General features: G+C 58.1%; 12 protein-coding genes and 1 tRNA gene. 1 reads left to right on the top strand and 12 read right to left on the bottom strand.

Annotated elements, in window-relative coordinates; all coding sequences use genetic code 11:
• Positions 1–327: 327 nt before the first annotated feature.
• From ACTQ1E_RS03400 to pstB, 10 genes are all read right to left on the bottom strand, one after another.
• Complete coding sequence (locus ACTQ1E_RS03400) at positions 328–2517, bottom strand: YhgE/Pip family protein (RefSeq protein WP_441564740.1); 2190 nt, start codon at positions 2515–2517, stop codon at positions 328–330.
• A complete protein-coding gene (locus ACTQ1E_RS03395; RefSeq protein ID WP_441564738.1) occupies positions 2518–5283 on the bottom strand; it encodes a YhgE/Pip family protein in 2766 nt (921 codons plus the stop codon).
• Between the two features lie 462 nt (positions 5284–5745).
• On the bottom strand, positions 5746–7770 hold the full coding sequence (gene htpG / locus ACTQ1E_RS03390) for a molecular chaperone HtpG (protein ID WP_427719038.1): 2025 nt from the start codon (positions 7768–7770) through the stop codon (positions 5746–5748).
• A 202-nt stretch (positions 7771–7972) separates the two neighbouring features.
• The gene (locus ACTQ1E_RS03385) at positions 7973–8473 is read right to left on the bottom strand and encodes a GNAT family N-acetyltransferase (protein ID WP_154517683.1); all 501 of its coding nucleotides are present in this window, start codon (positions 8471–8473) and stop codon (positions 7973–7975) included.
• 39 nt (positions 8474–8512) lie between these two features.
• Positions 8513–9163, bottom strand: coding sequence for a tyrosine-protein phosphatase (locus tag ACTQ1E_RS03380; protein WP_441564735.1), 651 nt, complete (start codon positions 9161–9163; stop codon positions 8513–8515).
• A gap of 17 nt (positions 9164–9180) precedes the next feature.
• Positions 9181–9918, bottom strand: coding sequence for a CpsD/CapB family tyrosine-protein kinase (locus ACTQ1E_RS03375; RefSeq protein WP_441564733.1), 738 nt, complete (start codon positions 9916–9918; stop codon positions 9181–9183).
• Between the two features lie 2 nt (positions 9919–9920).
• Positions 9921–10574: a YveK family protein gene (locus ACTQ1E_RS03370; protein WP_441564731.1), complete on the bottom strand. Its 654-nt coding sequence runs from the start codon at positions 10572–10574 to the stop codon at positions 9921–9923.
• A 178-nt stretch (positions 10575–10752) separates the two neighbouring features.
• Complete coding sequence (locus ACTQ1E_RS03365; RefSeq protein ID WP_441064068.1) at positions 10753–12177, bottom strand: sensor histidine kinase; 1425 nt, start codon at positions 12175–12177, stop codon at positions 10753–10755.
• Positions 12178–12180: 3 nt separating this feature from the next.
• Positions 12181–12909 carry a response regulator transcription factor gene (locus ACTQ1E_RS03360; protein ID WP_154517679.1) on the bottom strand — a complete coding sequence of 243 codons (729 nt, stop codon included), beginning with the start codon at positions 12907–12909 and terminating at the stop codon, positions 12181–12183.
• 64 nt (positions 12910–12973) lie between these two features.
• Positions 12974–13849 (bottom strand): phosphate ABC transporter ATP-binding protein PstB, encoded by an 876-nt coding sequence (gene pstB, locus ACTQ1E_RS03355; protein ID WP_441564729.1) that lies wholly within the window; start codon positions 13847–13849, stop codon positions 12974–12976.
• Between the two features lie 251 nt (positions 13850–14100).
• Here pstB and ACTQ1E_RS03350 point away from each other — a divergent pair, with 251 nt between their 5' ends.
• Complete coding sequence (locus tag ACTQ1E_RS03350) at positions 14101–15441, top strand: D-alanyl-D-alanine carboxypeptidase family protein (protein ID WP_441564728.1); 1341 nt, start codon at positions 14101–14103, stop codon at positions 15439–15441.
• Positions 15442–15763: 322 nt separating this feature from the next.
• Here ACTQ1E_RS03350 and ACTQ1E_RS03345 read toward each other — a convergent pair.
• A tRNA-Ser gene (locus tag ACTQ1E_RS03345) sits at positions 15764–15854 on the bottom strand.
• A 96-nt stretch (positions 15855–15950) separates the two neighbouring features.
• Positions 15951–18137: a tetratricopeptide repeat protein gene (locus ACTQ1E_RS03340; RefSeq protein ID WP_441564726.1), complete on the bottom strand. Its 2187-nt coding sequence runs from the start codon at positions 18135–18137 to the stop codon at positions 15951–15953.
• Between the last annotated feature and the right edge of the window lie 535 nt (positions 18138–18672).

Genomic DNA, 18672 nt, shown 5'->3' with positions numbered 1-18672 from the left:
CGCTCGGTCTGGGCGTGGTGTCCGCACGCGCGCGACCGCATGCCGCCTCATGGTCAAATAAAAACGGGACGCGCCGGACCCCCGGCACGCCCCGCAACTGTAGCAACAATCAAGCAGCCCACGCAATTCAGCCCACTAAAGCGTTTTGTTCCGCCGTTCTACCGAACGGCGGACCGGCCGACGCTGCGCGAGCCGCATTCACGCCAATCTGACGTTCAATTTCAAGGGCGCGACCAGAAGGTCAGCGCCCTTTCATTTCACGTCACCTTGGCGCAAATGCGGCTCGCTCGCTGGCATTAGTGCTACATCAGCGTTAACGTTGCCGCACTAAATTAGCTTTGTCGACTCCAGCTTTTCGATAATCCAGTCGTTGGCTTTGATGACCGGACGACGGAAGACCACACCCAGGGCCAGCGACGGAATCAGATAGCTCGCCAGAATACCCAGCTCAACCCAGTACTCCATATGGTAGGCGCCAGCCATGGCGGCATGCATGGCATTGATGCCATGGGTAAACGGCAGGAACGGGTAGATCGCCTGGAACACGGGACCGGTCATCTCGATGGGGAATGTGCCGCCAGAACCACCGACCTGCATGACCAACAGCACGACAGCGAGCGCCTTGCCGATATCGCCAAACGAAACCGTAAGCGTGTAGACGATATTGGAGAACACGAGGCTCGCGACCCAGCCGGCAAGCACAAACTGCAGGGGGTTGTCGCACTGAATGCCAAAGAACAGAATGTCGCCCGCGCACACGAGCGTCGCCTGCAGCAAGGCCAAGCCGCCAAAGAACAAGTAGCGGCCCAAATAGATCTCGTGCAGGCGCACGGGGATGAGCTCGTTGATAAGCTCATCGTCGACCGAGACCTTCATCATGGCTGCCAGTACGATCGAGCCAACCCAGAGCGACAGAATCGTGTAGAACGGTGCCATGGCCGAACCGTAGTTGCGGATCGGATAGACCGGCTTGCGGTCGAGCGCAACGGGGCCGGAAAGCGACGCGGCGAGGCCCTCGGGATCGTTGCCGATCATCGTCTTGATCGTCGCAAGATCATCCGACATCAAGGCACCGTCGAGCTCGTCCTTAAACGCGCTGATCTTGTCCGACGCCTCGCCCAGCTGATCGGAAGCCTTGTTGACCAGCTTTGCAGCCTTGGAGAGGCCCTTTGACAGCGAACCGGATGCGTCGGTCAGGCCATCTACGGCGCTATCCAAATCGCCCGAGATACCATCGAGCGAGTCTAGAATGCCCGAGACGGTCTTCTTGAGCTCCTTGGCCTTAACCGAGAACGTGGAATCGTAATCGGATTTGGCGCCCGCGATGCCGGCCTTGGCATCGGCGATGGCCTGGTCGACCTCGGCACGCGAGTTGTTGACCTCCGCCATGCCGTCCGAAAGGGAATTTGCGGTCGCCGTCAGGTCCTTCGCATTGTTGCTGTACTCAACGGCGATTCTGCCCAGCGATGTCGCGGCGGACTTGAGGCCGTCCTTCAAATTCTCATCGCTCACCTGGTCGGCAAGGCTGCGGAGCTGGTCGGCCGTGGCGTCGATATCGTCGGCACGCGTATTGAGCGCCGTCGCGGCGGCGCTGAGCTGGGACACCGTAAGGTCCACATGCTGGTTTGCGGTGTCGAACGCCTTCGCGAGCTCGGCAGACACTTTGTCGAACGAGCCCGCGCTTCCGTCAATCGCCGCGTCAACGGCATCGTTGGCGGCCTTGAGCGCTTCCTTGGAATCATTGATGCCGCTCTTGGCGTGCTCCATCAGCTGCTTCGTCGACTCATCGACGGTGCCCGTCTGCTTGAGCATACCGCTCGCCGACGTCAGTGAATCGGACGTAGAGCTCAAAATGCCCGCGAGCGACGTCGCGCTCGCCTGAACGTCCCGCAGGTCCTCGACCGAATCGCCGAGCGTAGAGGACAGATTGGCGATAAAGTTGCTCACCTGGTCGGTGCTCATGTAATCGAGCAGGCTGGACACCGTCTTAAGGCCGATGGTCGTGATGGTCTTGGTAAAGGTCTCATTGACTTGGCTCTGGACGGCGCTCGAGCCCTTCTCGGTCACAATCTGGGCAATGGCGTTGGCCTTCTGGTTCTCGCAAAACTCGATATCGGCGTGCTTCACCTCAGTCGAGAAAAGCGTCATCATGTCGGCGCTAAACGTTTTAGGGATAACGACGGCAGCGTAGTACGCGCCCGACTTAACGCCCTCGATCGCCTTATCGCGGTCGTTGAGGACAACCCAGTCGAAGTTCTCGTTGCCGCGCAGGGTGGCGGTTACGTTTTCGCCCACGTTGACCTCGACGGGAATCAGATCGCTCTCGTAGCCCTCGTCGGTGTTGACCACGGCAATCTTAAGATTGCCGGTGTTGCCGTACGGATCCCAGCTGCCGGCGATGTTAAACCACGCATACAGGCACGGCACGATAATGAGGCCCATCACGACAATCATGCCGATCACGGAGCGAGACACGTTTTGGACATCGCGCTTAAACAGATGCAGGATGTTCTTCATTTATGCCTCACCTCCTTTGGAGTGCTTGCCAAGCGCGGTGGTATCTCCATCATTTGTGGCTGTGCTGTCGCTGCCCTGAGATTTATGGTGCGAGCCTATATGCGGCAAGCGGCCCGTGGACTGATCGCCGCCCTTGGCACCACGCTCGCTGGCGTTGAGGCCAAACATGTGGCGGGCGGCAGGAATGGCGGCCGTATGTTCGCGCATCTCGCGACGCAAGTCCTCATCCGAAAGCGCCGAGATGCGCATCTGGGTATTGAGGCTCGCGCGGATATATTCGATATTGATAAGCCAGCCGCAGATGGCAATAACCGAGATGATCCAAATGACAAGCAGGATGATCTTGCCGTTATTGTCGATATCGAGAACCGTCGACAGGACAAAGAGCAGGACCTGAACGCCCACCACGGCGGCAAAACCGCCCTTGATGTAGTACGGGTAGCGATGTTCAAAGGCGACCGCATGATCGAGCAGTTCGCGACGGTACGAATCCGAATCGAGCATGACACGCATGGCCGTGCGCAGCGAATAGCGCTGGCGCGGCAGGTCGTTGGACTCGCAGATCATGAGGCCCGTCGTGGAAAGCTGTTTATCAAAGAGCAGGTTAAGGTTGAGCAGCAACGGGCGCAGCTGCAGACCGATAAAGAGCGCCACGATAAGGAACACGCCCAGGATGCACAGGTTGAACAGGTAGTTGAACGCATACATGCCACCGACCGTCTCGCGCAGCAGGTTGATGCCATAGGTGAAGGGCAGCAGTGGATGCAGCCACTGGAAGAAGCCGGGCATCATCTCGATGGGATACATGCCCGACGAGCCGGGGATCTGCACAATGACGAGAATGACGCCAATGGCTTTACCGATATGCTTAAAGGTGGTGGACAGCGCATAGATGATGTTGACGTAAGTGAACGAGATAGCAATGCCGCCCAGCACAAAGAGCAGCGGATTGACGCACTGAACGCCAATGACCAGGTCGCCCACCGTAACGATAATGGCCTGGAACGCGCCCAGGATCACCAGCAGCAGCCAGCGGCCAAAGTAGCCCTGACGCGCCGTAAAGCTACCGATGCCCTCGCGGTCGACCTCGAGCTTGTAGATGGCGATGAGCACATAGCCGCCTACCCACAGCGCCAGATTGGTGTAGAAGGGCGCGATGCCCGAGCCAAAGCTCTTGACCGGATAGATTGACTTGGACGTCAGCTCAACCGGAGATGCCATGAAATCTGCCACGTCATCGACGTCGACGTCCATGAGGTCGGCCAGCTCGCCCATGGACTCGGAGGTCTGCAGCGCCGCAATGTCGTTGGCGGCGGTTGCGAGCTTGTCCTGGACCTTGGCAAGCGAGGCATCGGTCTGGGACAGCGTGGTCTTGGCCTGACCGAGCGTAGCGTTGAGTTGCGAAAGTGTACCGCGCGCACTTGCAATAGCAGGCGTGAGGCCAGACACGATTCCCGTCAGATCACCCGAGACGGCGGCAAATGAATCAAGCGCGCTCGAGGCCTTCGGCAGCGCGTTTTGACCCAGGTCCGTCTGGGCCTGGCCAAGGTTAGTCACACCGGTCTGGATTGCGTTATTGATAGCGTCGCTGGCACCCGAGACAGCCGCGACGTCATTCGCCATGGCGCTCGACTGCGCAGACAGACTATCCTTGATGCTCTGAAGCTTTTCATTCTGCTCGCGGAGCAAATCGATGATCGATACAATGCGCGCGTCAATTTCCTCGGAACCTGTCGACGTGTCATTAACGAGAATTTCCAAGTGCCCGATAACGGCCTTATTGTGGTCGATCGTCGCCTGGAGAGACTCAAGCGAGTTGTCGATACGGGTGGTCGTAGATGTGACCGTGCCCGTCAGCTTGCCAATCGCAGCGTTCGCGGAGGCTGACGTCTTGGTGAGCGCAAGGCTGCCTTCCGAGAGCGCCTTGGAGAGCGAGGTGATGGAATTACCCGCCGTGGCGCGAGCCTCGCCCAGCAGGTCGTTGCCCTGGGAGATCGCCTGCGTCAGCGACGGCGCCTGACCCTGTAGACCGGCAAGTGCTGCATCTGCCGAGGCAATGGAACCACTCGTCTTATCGATGGCTGCATTCATGTCGCCAATCGAACCACGCACCTCGCCCAAGGTATCGGATGCTTCGGACACCGAACTTGCCAGCGAATCCTGGGTCTGGGTTGCCTTGTCCTTTAAATCGACTCCGGCATCCTTGGCGATACCGGCAACGGTCTCGCCCGCCGTGGAGACAAATTCCGAGTTGATCTGCTCCTCGATGGTGCTTGCACCGGTGTCGGTAACCTTGGGCGCAATGGCGCTCTTCTTCTCATTGACGTAGTACGTAAGCTTGGGCTGATGGTAGTTGCCGTCGAGCATCGAAACCAAGTTATCCGAGAAGTTCTTGGGGATTACGATGGCCGCATAGTACTCACCGCTCTCGACGCCCTCTTTGGCATCGGCCGCCGAATCGACGAAGGTCCAGCCCAGCCGATCGTTCTCCTTGAGCTGATCGACGACCTTATCGCCCGCGTTGAGCTCGCCCACCAAGTCGTTTTGGGTGCCCTGATCGCTGTTGGCGATGGCAATCTTGATACCCTGGGTGTTTCCGTACGGATCCCAGTTGGCAACGATGTTGTACCAGGCATACAGCGAGGGAATAACGCACACGCCGAAGGTAACCACCAGGGCGACGGGGTTCACGATCAATCGCTTGATGTCGCGTTTAAAGATTGCAAAGGAAACCTTTGCATCGGATAGTTTGCTGCCGAGACTCACGCTTGGACCATCCATCCTGTCGTTGAATCGAATCGTACTATCGATAACCATTGTACGAAGGCGTTTTAACGTCTCGATGCACAATGGTATTGAGTTTTGCGGGTAGCAATATACTACGAAGATGAGTTAACGTACAGTTGTACAGTATCTTAAATTTCAGCAGGTCACAAAACCACAACCCGCACAAATTAGCAACCCAACTAGTCGTTGGGGACGTTCTTTAGTCATTAGGAACGCTCTTAAACGACCAGTCAAACAAGAACGTCCCCAACGACTAGTTTGGACCACGGTAACGTCGATGTTTTGGCAATGCCAGCGAGCGGGCACCAGAGCGAACAAATTGGCATGAAAAGAGGACGGCATAGACCTTCTGGTCATGCCGTCCTCTTTGAATGACAAGTTGTCGCTCTGGTGCCCGCGCAGCGTCGACCGGTCCGCCGTTCGGCAGAACGGCGGAACCAATTACATAAGCTCGCAGACAGCCGCCGCGAAGGCAACGGGGTCCTCGGGCAAAATACCCTCGACGAGCAGGGCCTGGTCATAGAGCAGGCCGGAGTACTGCTTGATCTTGTCGGCGTCGCCCGCCTTCTGAGCAGCGACGAGCTTGGCAAAGACCGGGTGCTTGGCGTTGAGCTCGAGCACACGCTGGCTCTTGGGCATACCGTCGGGCGCACCCTCGGGACCCTTCTGAAGCACCTTCTCCATCTCGAGCGAAAGCGGACCCTCGGTGGTGATGCACGCGGGAGCATCGGTCAGGCGCGCAGAGACAGCGACCTTCTCGACCTTGTCACCGAGTGCCTCCTTCATGGCGCTAAAGAGGTCCTCGTTCTCCTTAGTGGCGTCCTCGGCCTCCTTCTTCTCGTCCTCGGTCGCCAGGTCAAGATCGCCGGTAGCGACATTCTTGAGCTCCAGGTGACGATCTTCGACCTCGGGCTCGGCACCGTCGGCAACAGCCTTCTCGGCAGCCTCGCGGGCAGCATCGTCCTCGTAGATCTTGGGCATATCGACGGCAACGTACTCACGCATAGCCTGGAACGTGAACTCATCCACATCCTGCGTCAGCAGCAGCACGTCATAGCCGCGGTCGAGTACGCCCTTTACCACGGGCATCTTGGTCAAGCGCTCACGCGAGTCGCCGGCGGCGTAGTAGATGGCCTTCTGATCTTCGGGCATGCCCTTGGCATACTCGGCCAGGGTAATCATCTTCTGCTCCTTGGCAGACCAGAACAGCAGCAGGTCGGCGAGCTCATCGGCCTTCATGCCATAGCTCGAATAGATACCGTACTTAAGGCCACGGCCAAAGTTCTCAAAGAACTTCTCGTAGGCCTCGCGGTCGTTGTCACGCATATCCTCAAGGTCGGCGGTAATCTTCTTTTCCACACGCTTGGCGATAGCCTTGAGCTGACGGTTCTGCTGCAGCGTCTCGCGCGAGATGTTGAGCGACACGTCGGCGGAATCCACGACGCCGCGGACAAAGTTATAGTAGTCGGGAAGCAGGTCGTCGCACTTCTCCATGATCAGGACGTTGGAGCTGTAGAGCGCCAGGCCCTTCTCGTAGTCCTTGCTGTACAAATCGAACGGCGCGCGGCCCGGCACAAACAGCAGGGCGTCGTACTCGAGCGTACCCTCGGCGTGGAAGCTGATGGTGCGCGCAGGATCGTCAAAGTCGTGGAACGTAGACTTGTAGAACTCGTCATAGTCCTTCTGCTCAACATCGGAGCTGCGCTTCTTCCAGATCGGCGTCATGGAGTTAACGGTCTCGAGCTCCTGGTAGTCCTCGTACTCGGGCTTGTAATCCTCCGGCGCGTCCTCGGGCTTGGGCTTCTGGCGGCTCTTGGAGACCATCATTTGGATCGGGTAGCGCACATAGTTGCTGTACTGCTGAATCAGGCTCTTGAGGCCCCACTCGGTCAGGAAGCGATCGTAGGTCTCGGCCTCGCCATCGGCGTCGAGCTTCTCGTTCTCGCGCAGCGTCAGGATGACATCGGTGCCGTGCTCGGCGCGCTCGCCGTCCTCGATGGTATAGCCCTCAAGACCGTCGGATTCCCACACATGGGCGACATCCTCGCCATAAGCGCGGCTGACCACCTTCACGTGGCTGGCGACCATAAAGGCCGAGTAGAAGCCCACGCCAAACTGACCGATGATGTCGACATCCGAGCCCTGCTGCTCGGCGTTCTCGGTCTTAAACTCCTCGGAGCCGGAATGGGCAATGGTGCCCAGGTTGCGCTCGAGCTCCTCGGCGGTCATGCCAATGCCGTTATCCGAGATGGTAATGGTGCGGGCGTCTTTATCAAAGGAGACGCGAATAGCCAGGTCGCCCTGGTCGAGCTTGACGCTCGGATCCTGCAGACTCTTAAAGTTGAGCTTGTCGACGGCGTCGCTCGCGTTAGAGATAAGCTCGCGCAGGAAGATTTCCTTGTTGGTGTAGATGGAGTTGATCATGAGGTCGAGCAACTTTTTGCTCTCGGTCTTAAATTGACGCATGTGCAGTCCTTTCGCGCTACCCCCGTCCGCAAAAACAGCCCGGTTACCCGAGCCGTATCGCAGACCTGCTATGTTCAGACTTAGATTTTATAACCCATTAGCGTGCATATATACATGCGGAATCGAAAAACTGTATGTCCGAGCACTCCGATGCGCCAATTGCCAAGGAGTGTCCCCAACTGCCGACAGGAAAGAAACGTCCCTATCTGCCATCTACGCGCTTGGCCATCCAGGCATGGGGCTGGCCCTCGTCTTCGTAGTCAACCGGGGCAATTTGTGTGTAGCCAGCCTTTTCATAGAGCGGCAACACGTATTCCTGCGCGTGCAGCTTAATAAGTCTAGCTCCGGCATCGCGTGCGCATGTATCGCTGGCCTCGACGATCGCGCTTGCCAACCCGCGACGACGCATAGCCGGCAGCACGGCGACGCGCCCCATAATGTAGGTCTCCCCTGCGGCGACGCCTTCGTCCAAGTCGCACGCCGGTGGCACCGGAGCCTCCGCATCTGCCGCGCGCTCCAGCTCCTCGGGAAACACGCGCGAGCAGCCGGTGAGTTGGCCATCCACATACAGCGTCACATGGATGCAGCCCGGGTCCTCGTCAATCTGGTCAAACTCGTTTTCATAGCCTTGTTCGTCCATAAAAACGGCGCGGCGCACCAGCGCCGCGTCCTCAAAGCAACCTGTCTTAAGTTGGATATCCAAAGCGGCCCCTTCATTCAGTAAGAACGTTAGGGACAGATTTTAGCGAAAATGAGCCCCGCGCACGCCAAACTTCGCACGCGCTTTTGCCAGGCAATCGTAGTGGCCCACGTTATGGGCGTCACTCGCGATAAAGCTGTACAGATTTTGCTCGAACAGGCGCTGCGCCGGCTTTTTCTCGCGACCAAAGCGGCCGCCGGCGATAAAGTCTGCCGAAGCTTGCAGCTTGCAGCCCATATCGACCAGACGCTCGGCTACACTCACATCCTTTTGAACAGCGCGATATCGCTCGGGATGAGCGATGATCACCTGGTAGCCGCGGCATTGCAAATCGTAAATCGTACTCTCGTACTCTCTAAACGCATAGGAATCAGCATGCGTCGAAAGCTCGAGCAGGAACTCGTTGGTTCCATCGAAATGCAGGTATTCCGCAGCGTCGATGCCCAGCTCGACGAGCTTTCGGTGGTTGACCTCAAAGCCCATCTGAAGCGGAAAACCATCTGCGTTATCCCGCAATAGCTCAAAGGCATCCCACATCTTGTCGTAGTCAAAATAGGGATCTCGGCAATGCGGGGTACAGACAATTCTGGTTACGCCAGCCTGCTTGGCAGCTGCAAGCATCGCCAAGCTCTCATCAAGATCGGCAGCGCCGTCGTCTACACCCGGCAAGATATGACAATGAATGTCGCGCATAGGTCGGCCTTAATCAACTAAACGTTTGCCCGGTTGGTAAAGATGCCCATTTTAGAAGTACCCTGAGCAGCGGAACCGTTCTTTACCTTCTTACCTTCCTTGGTGTAGTAAGAATAGTAATAATCGCTGGTCTCGGTCTCGCAGTAATTCATAACGGTACCGATGAGCTTGACCTTCTCGGACTTCTTAAGCTGAGCGATGGCGTTGAGCGCCTCCTCGCGCTTGGTGAAGTCTTCGCGCACCACAAACAGCGTGCCGTCAGTCAGGCTGGCGATCTCGGCAGCATCGATGAAGGTGCAGACCGGAGGAGCGTCAAAGATGACATACTGGAACTTGGCAGACAACGCCTTAACCAGCTTGGCAAAACGGTGAGACACGATGATGTCGGCAGGATTGGGAATATGAGGCTCAGCATCGAGGAAGTAGAAGTTCTTCTGACCCGTCTCGACGATTGCCTGGTCAATGGAAATCTGCTCGGACAGGACTGCGTAGAGTCCGCCACGCGAACGAACGCCAAGCATATCGGAAAGAGACCTGCGGCGCATGTCTCCCTCGACCAGAAGAACGCTCTTGCCGCTGGTGGCGATAGCCTGGGCAAGGTTGATGGAAACCGTAGACTTGCCCTCGTCGGGAATCGAGGACGTAACGGTAATGGTGCGAATGGGATCGTCTACGCTCGAAAAGCGAATGTTGGCCAAAAGGGTCTTGGCGGCATTCTGCACAACAAGTTTATCGGTGCTCTTCGCCTTAGCCATGCCTATTTACCACCTTTCATAGCCGGAATTCGGCCAACAACGGGAATACCCAGGAGCTCTTCCGCCTCTTCGGCACCGCGAATACGCGTGTTGAGCATATCTTCCAAAACAACGTAGGCAATTGCGATAAAGACGCCGGCAAGGAACGCAACGGCAACGTACAGCAAGCGCTTGGGGCCGCTCGGAGACTCAGGGGTCTTGGCCTCATCGACCACGTTAATGCTCTGGGCGGCGCCAACATTTTGGGCGACCGTGCTTACCGAGTTGGCCATGGCCCTTGCAACCTGGGCCGTCTCCTTGGCATCGGTACCCGTCACCGAAAGCGTAATGACGCGCGTCGTGGTCTCGGACGAAACGGCAATCTTGTAATCATCCAGATCGGAAAGGCCCAGATCCTTGGCCGCACCACTCTTAACGCTATCGCTGTCGAGCAGCGTGGCGATATCGTTGGAAAGCATCTGGCTCGCCGAAAGGTCGTTATAGCTCATCTGACCGCCATCGGTCTTGGCGAGAATGTACATGCTCGTCGTGGCGGTGTAGGTGTTGTCCATCATGATGAAGGAGACGACGCCCATGGCGATCGCGCAGACCACCGGAAGGGCAATGACCAGCTTGAGGTGCTTTTTAAGCAGCTGGAACAATTCGAGAAGGGTCATGCAGCTTGCCTTTCAGTTCCCGAGTTCGTATTGACAAAACTGCTCGTATAATATCGCATATTTCTACCATACCCGAGCTCTATACATAAGATACAGCGTCCGCGTGTAAGTTGCGCAACAATTCACGCGGCAGCGGAGGCGCGGGCGTACCGTCTAATCCTCGGTTTTTGCTATGCCGCTACGCGAACGGTCCCTCTTGTTGCACGGGAAACGTTACCGTAATGGTGGTTCCCACGCCCGGCTCACTCGACAGGTCAATCGCGGCGTGATGGTACAGAGCGGCGTGTTTGACGATCGCCAAACCCAGGCCGGTTCCGCCGCGCGCCTTAGAACGACTCTTGTCCACGCGATAAAAACGCTCGAACACTTTACCCTGCTCCTCGGGCGCAATACCGATACCCGTATCGGCAACAGACAGGTACGGATGACCCTCGTCATTGGTCCCGCAGCGCAGCGTGACCGTACCGCCAGGTCGGTTGTAGCGAATGGCGTTGCTTGCAAGGTTGTAGATCAGCTCGTCAATCAGGCGCGGCACGCCTTCGATCACCATGGGCTTCGTCTCGTGCCCAATGGTCACATTCGACTGCCGGGCAACTTGCTCAAGACGCTGTTCCACCGTCAAAATGGCGCGAGAGAGCTCGATGGGTTCTGTGGACCCAATGGGCACCGCCTCGCCCTCGGATGCTCGCTCCGCCTCGTCCAAGTTGGAAAGCGTAAGAATGTCGTTGACGAGCGCTGCCAGGCGGCCCGCCTCGCGATAGATGCGGCCACCAAAGTTGCGCAAGTCGTCCTCGCCCTCAACCATGCCGTTTGCAATAAGCTCGGCATACCCCGAAATCGCGGTAAGCGGGGTCTTGAGCTCATGGGTGATATTGGCCGTGAACTCGCGGCGCATTCGGTCGTTGTCCGCTAGCACCGCCATTTGGCGCTTGAGTTCCTGGCGCTGCGACTCGATACGCTCAAGCATGGGGACCATCTCGGCATAGGCGTGCTCATAGCTACGGCGTGGGTGGTCCAAATCCACCTCTTGCAACGGCGCGATGATTGCACGGGACTCGCGGCGCGCCATAAAAAACGAGAGTATTGCACCCGCTGCTGCGATAAGCAGCATCGGCGCCACCATCGACAGCAAAATCGCCGCAACGCCAGGCTGGGCTTGCGCCAAGCGGACAACCTGGCCGTTATCAAGGGCGACGGCGCGATACAGCATAATCTCGTCGAGCGTAGAGCTTGCGCGCTCCGCGGAACCCAAACCACTCTCAAAGGCCTCGATGACCTCGGGGCGATCGCCATGGTTGGGCAGTGAGGAAGGCGACGCCTCGTTGTCGTAGGCAACCGATCCATCCTTGTTAATCAGCGTAATGCGCAAATCCTCGCGATCGAGGCTACGCAAGAACGGGATGGGCTCCTGCTGTTCGTCGAGGGCGGCAGCAATGAGCTCGGTTTCCTGCGCCAGATTGGCACTCGTGGCATCCGCCAAGGTGTTTTGCACAAAGAACGCACCCAGCACCGTAAACGCCACGATAACCGCCATGGCGCAAACAAAGATCGTCACAAAAACGCGGTGCGACAGCGTATGTTTTCCCTGGGGGGCGAAGACCACGGGTTACTCCTCCGATGCGGTGGCCGCGGTGTCGTCACCTTCGGCACCGTCACCGGCAGAAGGCTCGGCCAAGCGGTAGCCCACGCCGCGCACGGTCTCGATGGCGCTGGCATGCTCGCCCAGTTTTTGGCGAAGCGTCTGCACGTGCACGTCAACGGTGCGCGATCCGCCGTCGAAATCCCAACCCCACACGCTCTGCAGCAACGACTCGCGGGTAAAGACCACGCCGGGCTTGCGCATGAGGTACTCGAGCAGGTCGAACTCGCGCAGGGTGAGCTTAAGCGGCTCGCCGGCAACGGTCACCTCGCGATGGCTGGGCGAAAGCACGATATCGCCCACGCTGAGCACATCGCTCGCCTGCTTGACCATGCCGCCGCGACGCAGCAGTGCGCGGCAGCGGCTCGCAAGCTCCATGAGCGAAAACGGCTTAGTCAGATAATCGTCGGCACCGCCATCGAGCGCCATCACCTTGTCGAGCTCGGTATCCTTGGCGGTAAGCATCATGATGGGCACCGTCTCCGTCAGGCGATCGGCACGCAGGCGACGCATAATCGCCAAGCCATCGGTATCGGGCAGCATGATATCGAGCAGCACGGCATCGGGCACCCGTCGCGCCACGGCAGCCTTAAACTCACCGTCGCACGAAAAGCCTTCGGCCTCGATCCCCTGCTTGCGCAGCGCATAGACCGTCAAATCCCTGATGTTGTCATCGTCCTCGACGTAATAGATCATGTTGAACCCCTTTGCGGCCGGCATGACCGCATCTTAATCCTAAAGGTACCTTTACTAGATGGTATCAGCCAAAACGGCCCGTCAAATAATCCGCCGTACGCGGGTCGGTAGGATTTTTGAAAAGCTGAGCGGTGGGCGCGTGCTCCACCAACTCACCTAGCAAGAAAAACGCGACGGAATCGGATATGCGCGCCGCCTGCTGCATATTGTGTGTAACGACCACGAGCGTGCAGGTCTCTTTGAGCTCGCAGGCCAGCTGCTCCACCACGAGCGTCGACACGGGATCGAGCGCCGAGGTCGGCTCGTCCATCAGCAGAATATCGGGCTGCACGGCAAGCGCACGGGCGATGCACAAACGTTGCTGCTGTCCGCCCGAAAGCCCCAGACCAGACTCCTTGAGTTTGTCCTTGACTTCGTCCCACAGGGCAGCGCGGCGCAGGGAATCCTCGACCAGCTCATCCAGCACAGCGCGATCGCGCACACCCATACCGCGGGGGCCATAGGCGACGTTGTCGTAGATGCTCATGGGAAACGGGTTGGGGCGCTGGAACACCATGCCCACGCGCTGACGAAGGCGGCAGATGTCGTAATCGCCCAGGATATCTTGACCATCGAGCGCAATCTTGCCCTCGATGCGGCAGTCCTTGATGCCGTCGTTCATGCGGTTAAAGCAACGCAGCAACGTCGACTTGCCGCAGCCCGAAGGACCGATAAACGAGGTAATCTGCTTGTCGCGGATCTTGATGGACACATCCTTAAGCGCGTGGTGATCTCCATAGAACAGGTCGAGGCCCTCGACATCGATGCGCGTCGGCGAGGCGGCAAGGTCCTCTGCCGTGGGGCGAGTCGCATCCCCAACTTCGCGCTCATGCGTGGCCTCGGCCTGCGCTTCCATTAGCTCCTCGAGCTCCGTGGGCCCCACAGCCGCAGCAGCCGTCATACCGCATACCTCCACATCGATATCAAATCAGCAGTATCGATAGTAAAAATCGCAGCTCATATATGCGTGAGGGTATTGTCAAGTATTTGTAAGGACCTCCTCGATACGCGACGGGCAATCATATCGACCGTGCACACCCAAGCGTCCGCTCAGACACGAAGATAAACCTTACGCGCCAAACCCCAAGCGGCACAGCCGGTAAACGATATACTCTAGAGCCAAAGGAGACCATCCCGTCGAAAGCGAAATCAGTGAAGCATCTTACCCCTCTTGTAAAGCGTTCCGCGCAGCTGACCGTTGGCCTTGCCTGCGCCGTCGCCCTTGTCGCCGGTATTCCGTCCGTCGCCGGCGCCCAAGTGCTCACGACCGATAACATCTGCGGCAAAGCCGCCGATGCACGCGGCATTGCAGCCGAAGACCTGCCCGATATCGATGCCTCCAATGCGTTTGTCATGGGTAAAAACGGCTCCGTCTACTATGCCCGTAGCGCCGACGAGCAAGTCAAAATCGCCTCGATCACCAAGGTCATGACTGCAATCCTCGCGGTCGAGAACTGCAAAATGGACGAGAAAATCACCGTGAGCAACGCGGCGGCAACCGTAGGCAACTCGACCGCGGGACTCCTCGAAGGCGACGAGCTCACCGTCGAGCAAGCGCTGCGCGGCCTGATGATCCCCTCGGGCAACGACGCCGCCATCGCGCTTGCCGAACACGTGGGCAAAAAACTTGACCCCAAGACCAAAGATGCCGTCGCTACGTTTGTAAAAGCCATGAACGAGCGGGCCAAGAAGCTCGGCTGCACGGGAACGCTCTTCGAGAACCCGCACGGGCTGGATTTTGACGAATGGGCCGGCGATATGCATTCAACCGCACACGATGTGGCATTGATGATGCAAGAGGCCATGAAGGACGACACGATTCGCGAAGTCATGGCGAGCAAAGATCCCTGGATCGAAGTGACGGGCGCCGACGGCTCCGATCATTCGCATTCCATGGATACGCACAATGTTTTATTGGGCCAAGACGGCAATATCGGCGGTAAGACCGGCACCACCGACGATGCCGGATACTGCTTTGCAAGCGCCTACAATCGCGATGGCGACGAGATCTATACCGTTGTCTTGAACTCCAGCACCACCGACCAGCGTTTTGCCGATACGGCCACACTTGCTAGTTGGTATTACGACCACAAGGTAACGGTCGAAATCGCCAATACGCAAAAGAAGACCGCCAACGGAAATCCGCTGATGGCACGTGTCAGTCAAACCGACTGGACAGACAAAACGATCGACGCCACGCTTGCCGACCCCACCGCGCAGGCAACGGTGTTCTCACTCGCCGGCGAAGTGACCGAAAAGGTTAGCTACGATGACCTTTCGGGCACGGTGCATGTTGGCGATAAGGTGGGCAGCGTTACGCTTAAGCAGGACGGCACCAAGATTGCCGTCATGGACCTGGTTGCCGACGAGGAAGGAACGGGGCCCAATCCCATCGAGTGGCTGCTCGTGAAGCTCGACCGCCTGGGCCGCCGCATCGACAACCGCCCGCTCACAGCCGAGAGCGAGACCGTAGCCAAGGCTCCTGAGGTGTAGGGCCGAAGCGTTATCACATCGAACCAAATGAGGCGTCCAACGGGGCGCCTCATTTTTTGAGGGTTCGAATCCCCAGCTAACGTTCTCCATACCAAAAAGGGCCCCTTACGGAGCCCTTTTTCAAATTCGTACTGGCGGAGAGCTGGGGATGTCCGGGCATGCTGCGCATGCCCTCCGGCTTCAAAGCCTGGCGGCTTTTCGCCCACGGGCTACAAACGCTTTCGCGTTTGCTTAACGCCCGTGCCCTCTCGGGTTCGAATCCCCAGCTAACGTTCTCCATACCAAAAAGGGCCCCTTACGGAGCCCTTCTTCAAATTCGTACTGGCGGAGAGCTGGGGATTCGAACCCCAGATGCCCTTTTGGGGCATACTCGCTTAGCAGGCGAGCACCTTCGGCCTCTCGGTCAGCTCTCCGTAACAGCCGTTCCATAGTAACCAAACACTCGAATCCGGGCAAGGGGAAATTTTGATAATTGGCCGGCAGGCTTTCCTCCCCCATAAATCAAACCCCTATCCCAACGACCGGCTGAGGGAGCCGAGCTCATCGTTTCCCATCGTGCGCCACATTTGGAAGATGCAGACGCGTGCCAGGAAAAAGAACCCGTTATCGACCAGCTGCACAGCAGCGTCTGCCAGCTGGTTGGACACGGCGGGCACCGGCGGCAGTTCGAGCCCGGCCTTACTGATGGTCTCAACCGCTTCCTCGAACGTCGGTGGCTCATTGACACCCATCTCGTTCATAAGGCCCTGCATTTCCTCCAGTGCGTTGCTACCCGACTCCTCGCCGCGCGGTACCAAGCGGTAGCACGCCAACGCCAGCTCGAGCTGATCGCAGTTCCAGTAGGCAAACGCTAGGCGATAGAACAGGTAGCCGATTGCGGAACGGTCACTGGCAATGCGCAGGCCGTGGCGCGCCACCTCAATGACCTCGTCATAGCGCTCCAGACGCGCCAGCACGTTGATGAGTGCAAAGTGTGATTGCATGGATGAGCGCGCCAGATCGTAAAGATGACGCACCTCGGGCAATGCCCGCTCAAAATCCTCCTGATCGGCGTAAAAGCTGCAAATCTCATGCTGGGCAAAGTACAGCGCATCGGGAGCGCGCAAAATACGAACGGAGCGGTCTTCCTCCATTACCGGCAGCACCATACGCACCAGTTGGTTGTCGCAAAACAGCGTCTGGACTGGTCCTGTCGCCAAAAGCTCGGCAACGGCGCACTTGGCCTCCAGCTCCTCAACAAGACGGGAAAAGCCCTCAAACGCACCCGCGCGGTCGACTTTTGCCCGCTCGCGCAACTCAGCGACGCGCGCCACATACGGGTCATCGCCCTCCTCCATAACCTCAAGCTCATCAGCCGTATCGGCAAGCAGCAGGTCGCGCAACGCCGGCGGCAGCGAACGGTGGTCGTCACGCGGGCGAGCATGAACCTCAGCGGGCTCAATCGCATCCGGCGCGTCCGACTCATATGCCTCAAGCATGCGCTTGCACGGCATATCATCCATATCCATGCTTTCAAAATTCTTAGCGGCGGGAACGCAATTGGCCAGATAGGCCGCACGCCCAAAGGAATATGTTGCAATGATGCGCTCGCCCTGCTCGCCATCGGGAGCCGCAATCTGAACGTAGCAGCGCGTAATGCTGGCACCGGCAGCAAAACAAGCCGCTGCCAGCGTGAGCGCCACGCGCGCATCGTGCTCCGCGGCCCATGCTGCGCGCTTAGGCTCATCCACCTCGCGCCAGGCATCATCTTGAGCATCGTATTCGCGCTGCGGCATAGCATCGACAACCGTGCGGCCAAATCGAACCAGCATGATGCCCTCGGCGACGTTCGCTCGATAGGTGTAGTCGAGCCGCGTGACCACGTTGAGTGCTTCTACGATACGTGCAAAGCGGGTGCGAACGTCCCACTCGCCACCCGGCTGGCACGCAACCGTCCCCGGTTTGGCCCACGGGTTGTCATTCGGCAACGTTTCGAGCAGGCGAGGAACGTCGTTTGTCGTCTTGCTGATATGCCATAGGTCAAAGAGCGAGCAGCCCTCAAAGCTTGGCGACGAGGCAACGGGGCCCAACCCTGCCCCAATACGCTCAAGGATGCCGGAGAGGCGGTTAAGACGACACTCGATAGCAAGCAGCATGTCGATCTCGTCCTGGTCCAGCAGGCTACGATCAAAATTGAGATAGAACAGCTTTGAGCGGTCGATACGCGCTAGGCCCATCTCGGACTTGGCAGCGATGGTGCGCAGTCGGGGCAAATCGACCTCGCTCATAAGGGCGGCGGCATAACGCTCGATACCGCTCGGATTATCGGCATGGTCAACGCGGTAGAGCAGCGTCTCGATAGCATCGGGGAGCGGTGCCGTGTTAAAGCCCAAAAACACCTCGACCGGCTCGGGCAACTTTACAAGTTTGATCTTGTTGGCGGTGTTTTTTATACCCTCATCGAGTTCGTCGGCAGGTACCGTGTTCGCAAGGGCGTTTTTGGGATCGGCAAATATCACGTAGCGCAAGAACATCGAGGCCATAAACTCGCCATAAGGGAGAGCACGGCTCGAATTCCATGTCTCGTGGTCGGACTGCTCACGCATGGGCCCTTCGGGAGAGCCGGCCGTTCGCGCGCAAGCGCGCATTGCACCGTTGGCTCCCCGCACCAAAATCTCGCCAACACTGGAATCGGACTCGTCAAGGACCAATTTCATTTCGGGGCTCTTGGGCAATGGCACTTTCTGAACAGGGCCGTCAACCTTATAGACCTCACCTGACACGCTCACGTAGCCCAAAAGCGATATGTGGCTTTTGCCTACGAATTCGACGACGTAGCAAGACTCTTTAGGATCCTCGCCAAAAACTTTCCAGACAACACCATACGAGCGCCCCGCGGGTTGCTCTGGCATCGATGGAAAACGCTTTTTGGGGTCGAGAAACCTGAGCTTGTATGTCGGACGCTCTGCCACGAAATATCACCCTGATCGGTCGTCTAGCGAAGGAGTGGTCGCGGATGGACCGCGACATCTACTCGGAATCTTACACGAGTCGATAAGAAATAGTCTCCCGCGGGCGGAGGCGCACGATTCCAGTCGAGTGCCTGGGGTCGAATGGCGGCGTAAAAGAAAAGCCCCCGTTGCCGGAGGCTTCAAGTTCGATTGGTGCGGCGTATAGGATTCCGCGCATCCGCTTCGCGGATCCGCACCGGCTTCGCCCGCCTGCCGGCGCGCTCGCCCGCTCGCTAAAAAC

This window comes from Collinsella sp. LCP21S3_C7 (assembly GCF_052118485.1).
In the GTDB taxonomy this organism is placed as follows: domain Bacteria; phylum Actinomycetota; class Coriobacteriia; order Coriobacteriales; family Coriobacteriaceae; genus Collinsella.
The sequence above is the reverse complement of the archived record's forward strand: the minus strand, read 5'-3'. Positions and strand labels throughout refer to the sequence as shown.

Bases quoted from the DNA above. Each gene is read 5' to 3' on its own strand.
- ACTQ1E_RS03400 (WP_441564740.1), bottom strand. From the start codon at position 2,517: ATGAAGAACATCCTGCATCTGTTTAAGCGCGATGTCCAAAACGTGTCT.
- htpG (WP_427719038.1), bottom strand. From the start codon at position 7,770: ATGCGTCAATTTAAGACCGAGAGCAAAAAGTTGCTCGACCTCATGATC.
- ACTQ1E_RS03380 (WP_441564735.1), bottom strand. From the start codon at position 9,163: ATGCGCGACATTCATTGTCATATCTTGCCGGGTGTAGACGACGGCGCT.
- ACTQ1E_RS03375 (WP_441564733.1), bottom strand. From the start codon at position 9,918: ATGGCTAAGGCGAAGAGCACCGATAAACTTGTTGTGCAGAATGCCGCC.
- ACTQ1E_RS03370 (WP_441564731.1), bottom strand. From the start codon at position 10,574: ATGACCCTTCTCGAATTGTTCCAGCTGCTTAAAAAGCACCTCAAGCTG.
- ACTQ1E_RS03360 (WP_154517679.1), bottom strand. From the start codon at position 12,909: ATGATCTATTACGTCGAGGACGATGACAACATCAGGGATTTGACGGTC.
- pstB (WP_441564729.1), bottom strand. From the start codon at position 13,849: ATGACGGCTGCTGCGGCTGTGGGGCCCACGGAGCTCGAGGAGCTAATG.
- ACTQ1E_RS03340 (WP_441564726.1), bottom strand. From the start codon at position 18,137: ATGAAATTGGTCCTTGACGAGTCCGATTCCAGTGTTGGCGAGATTTTG.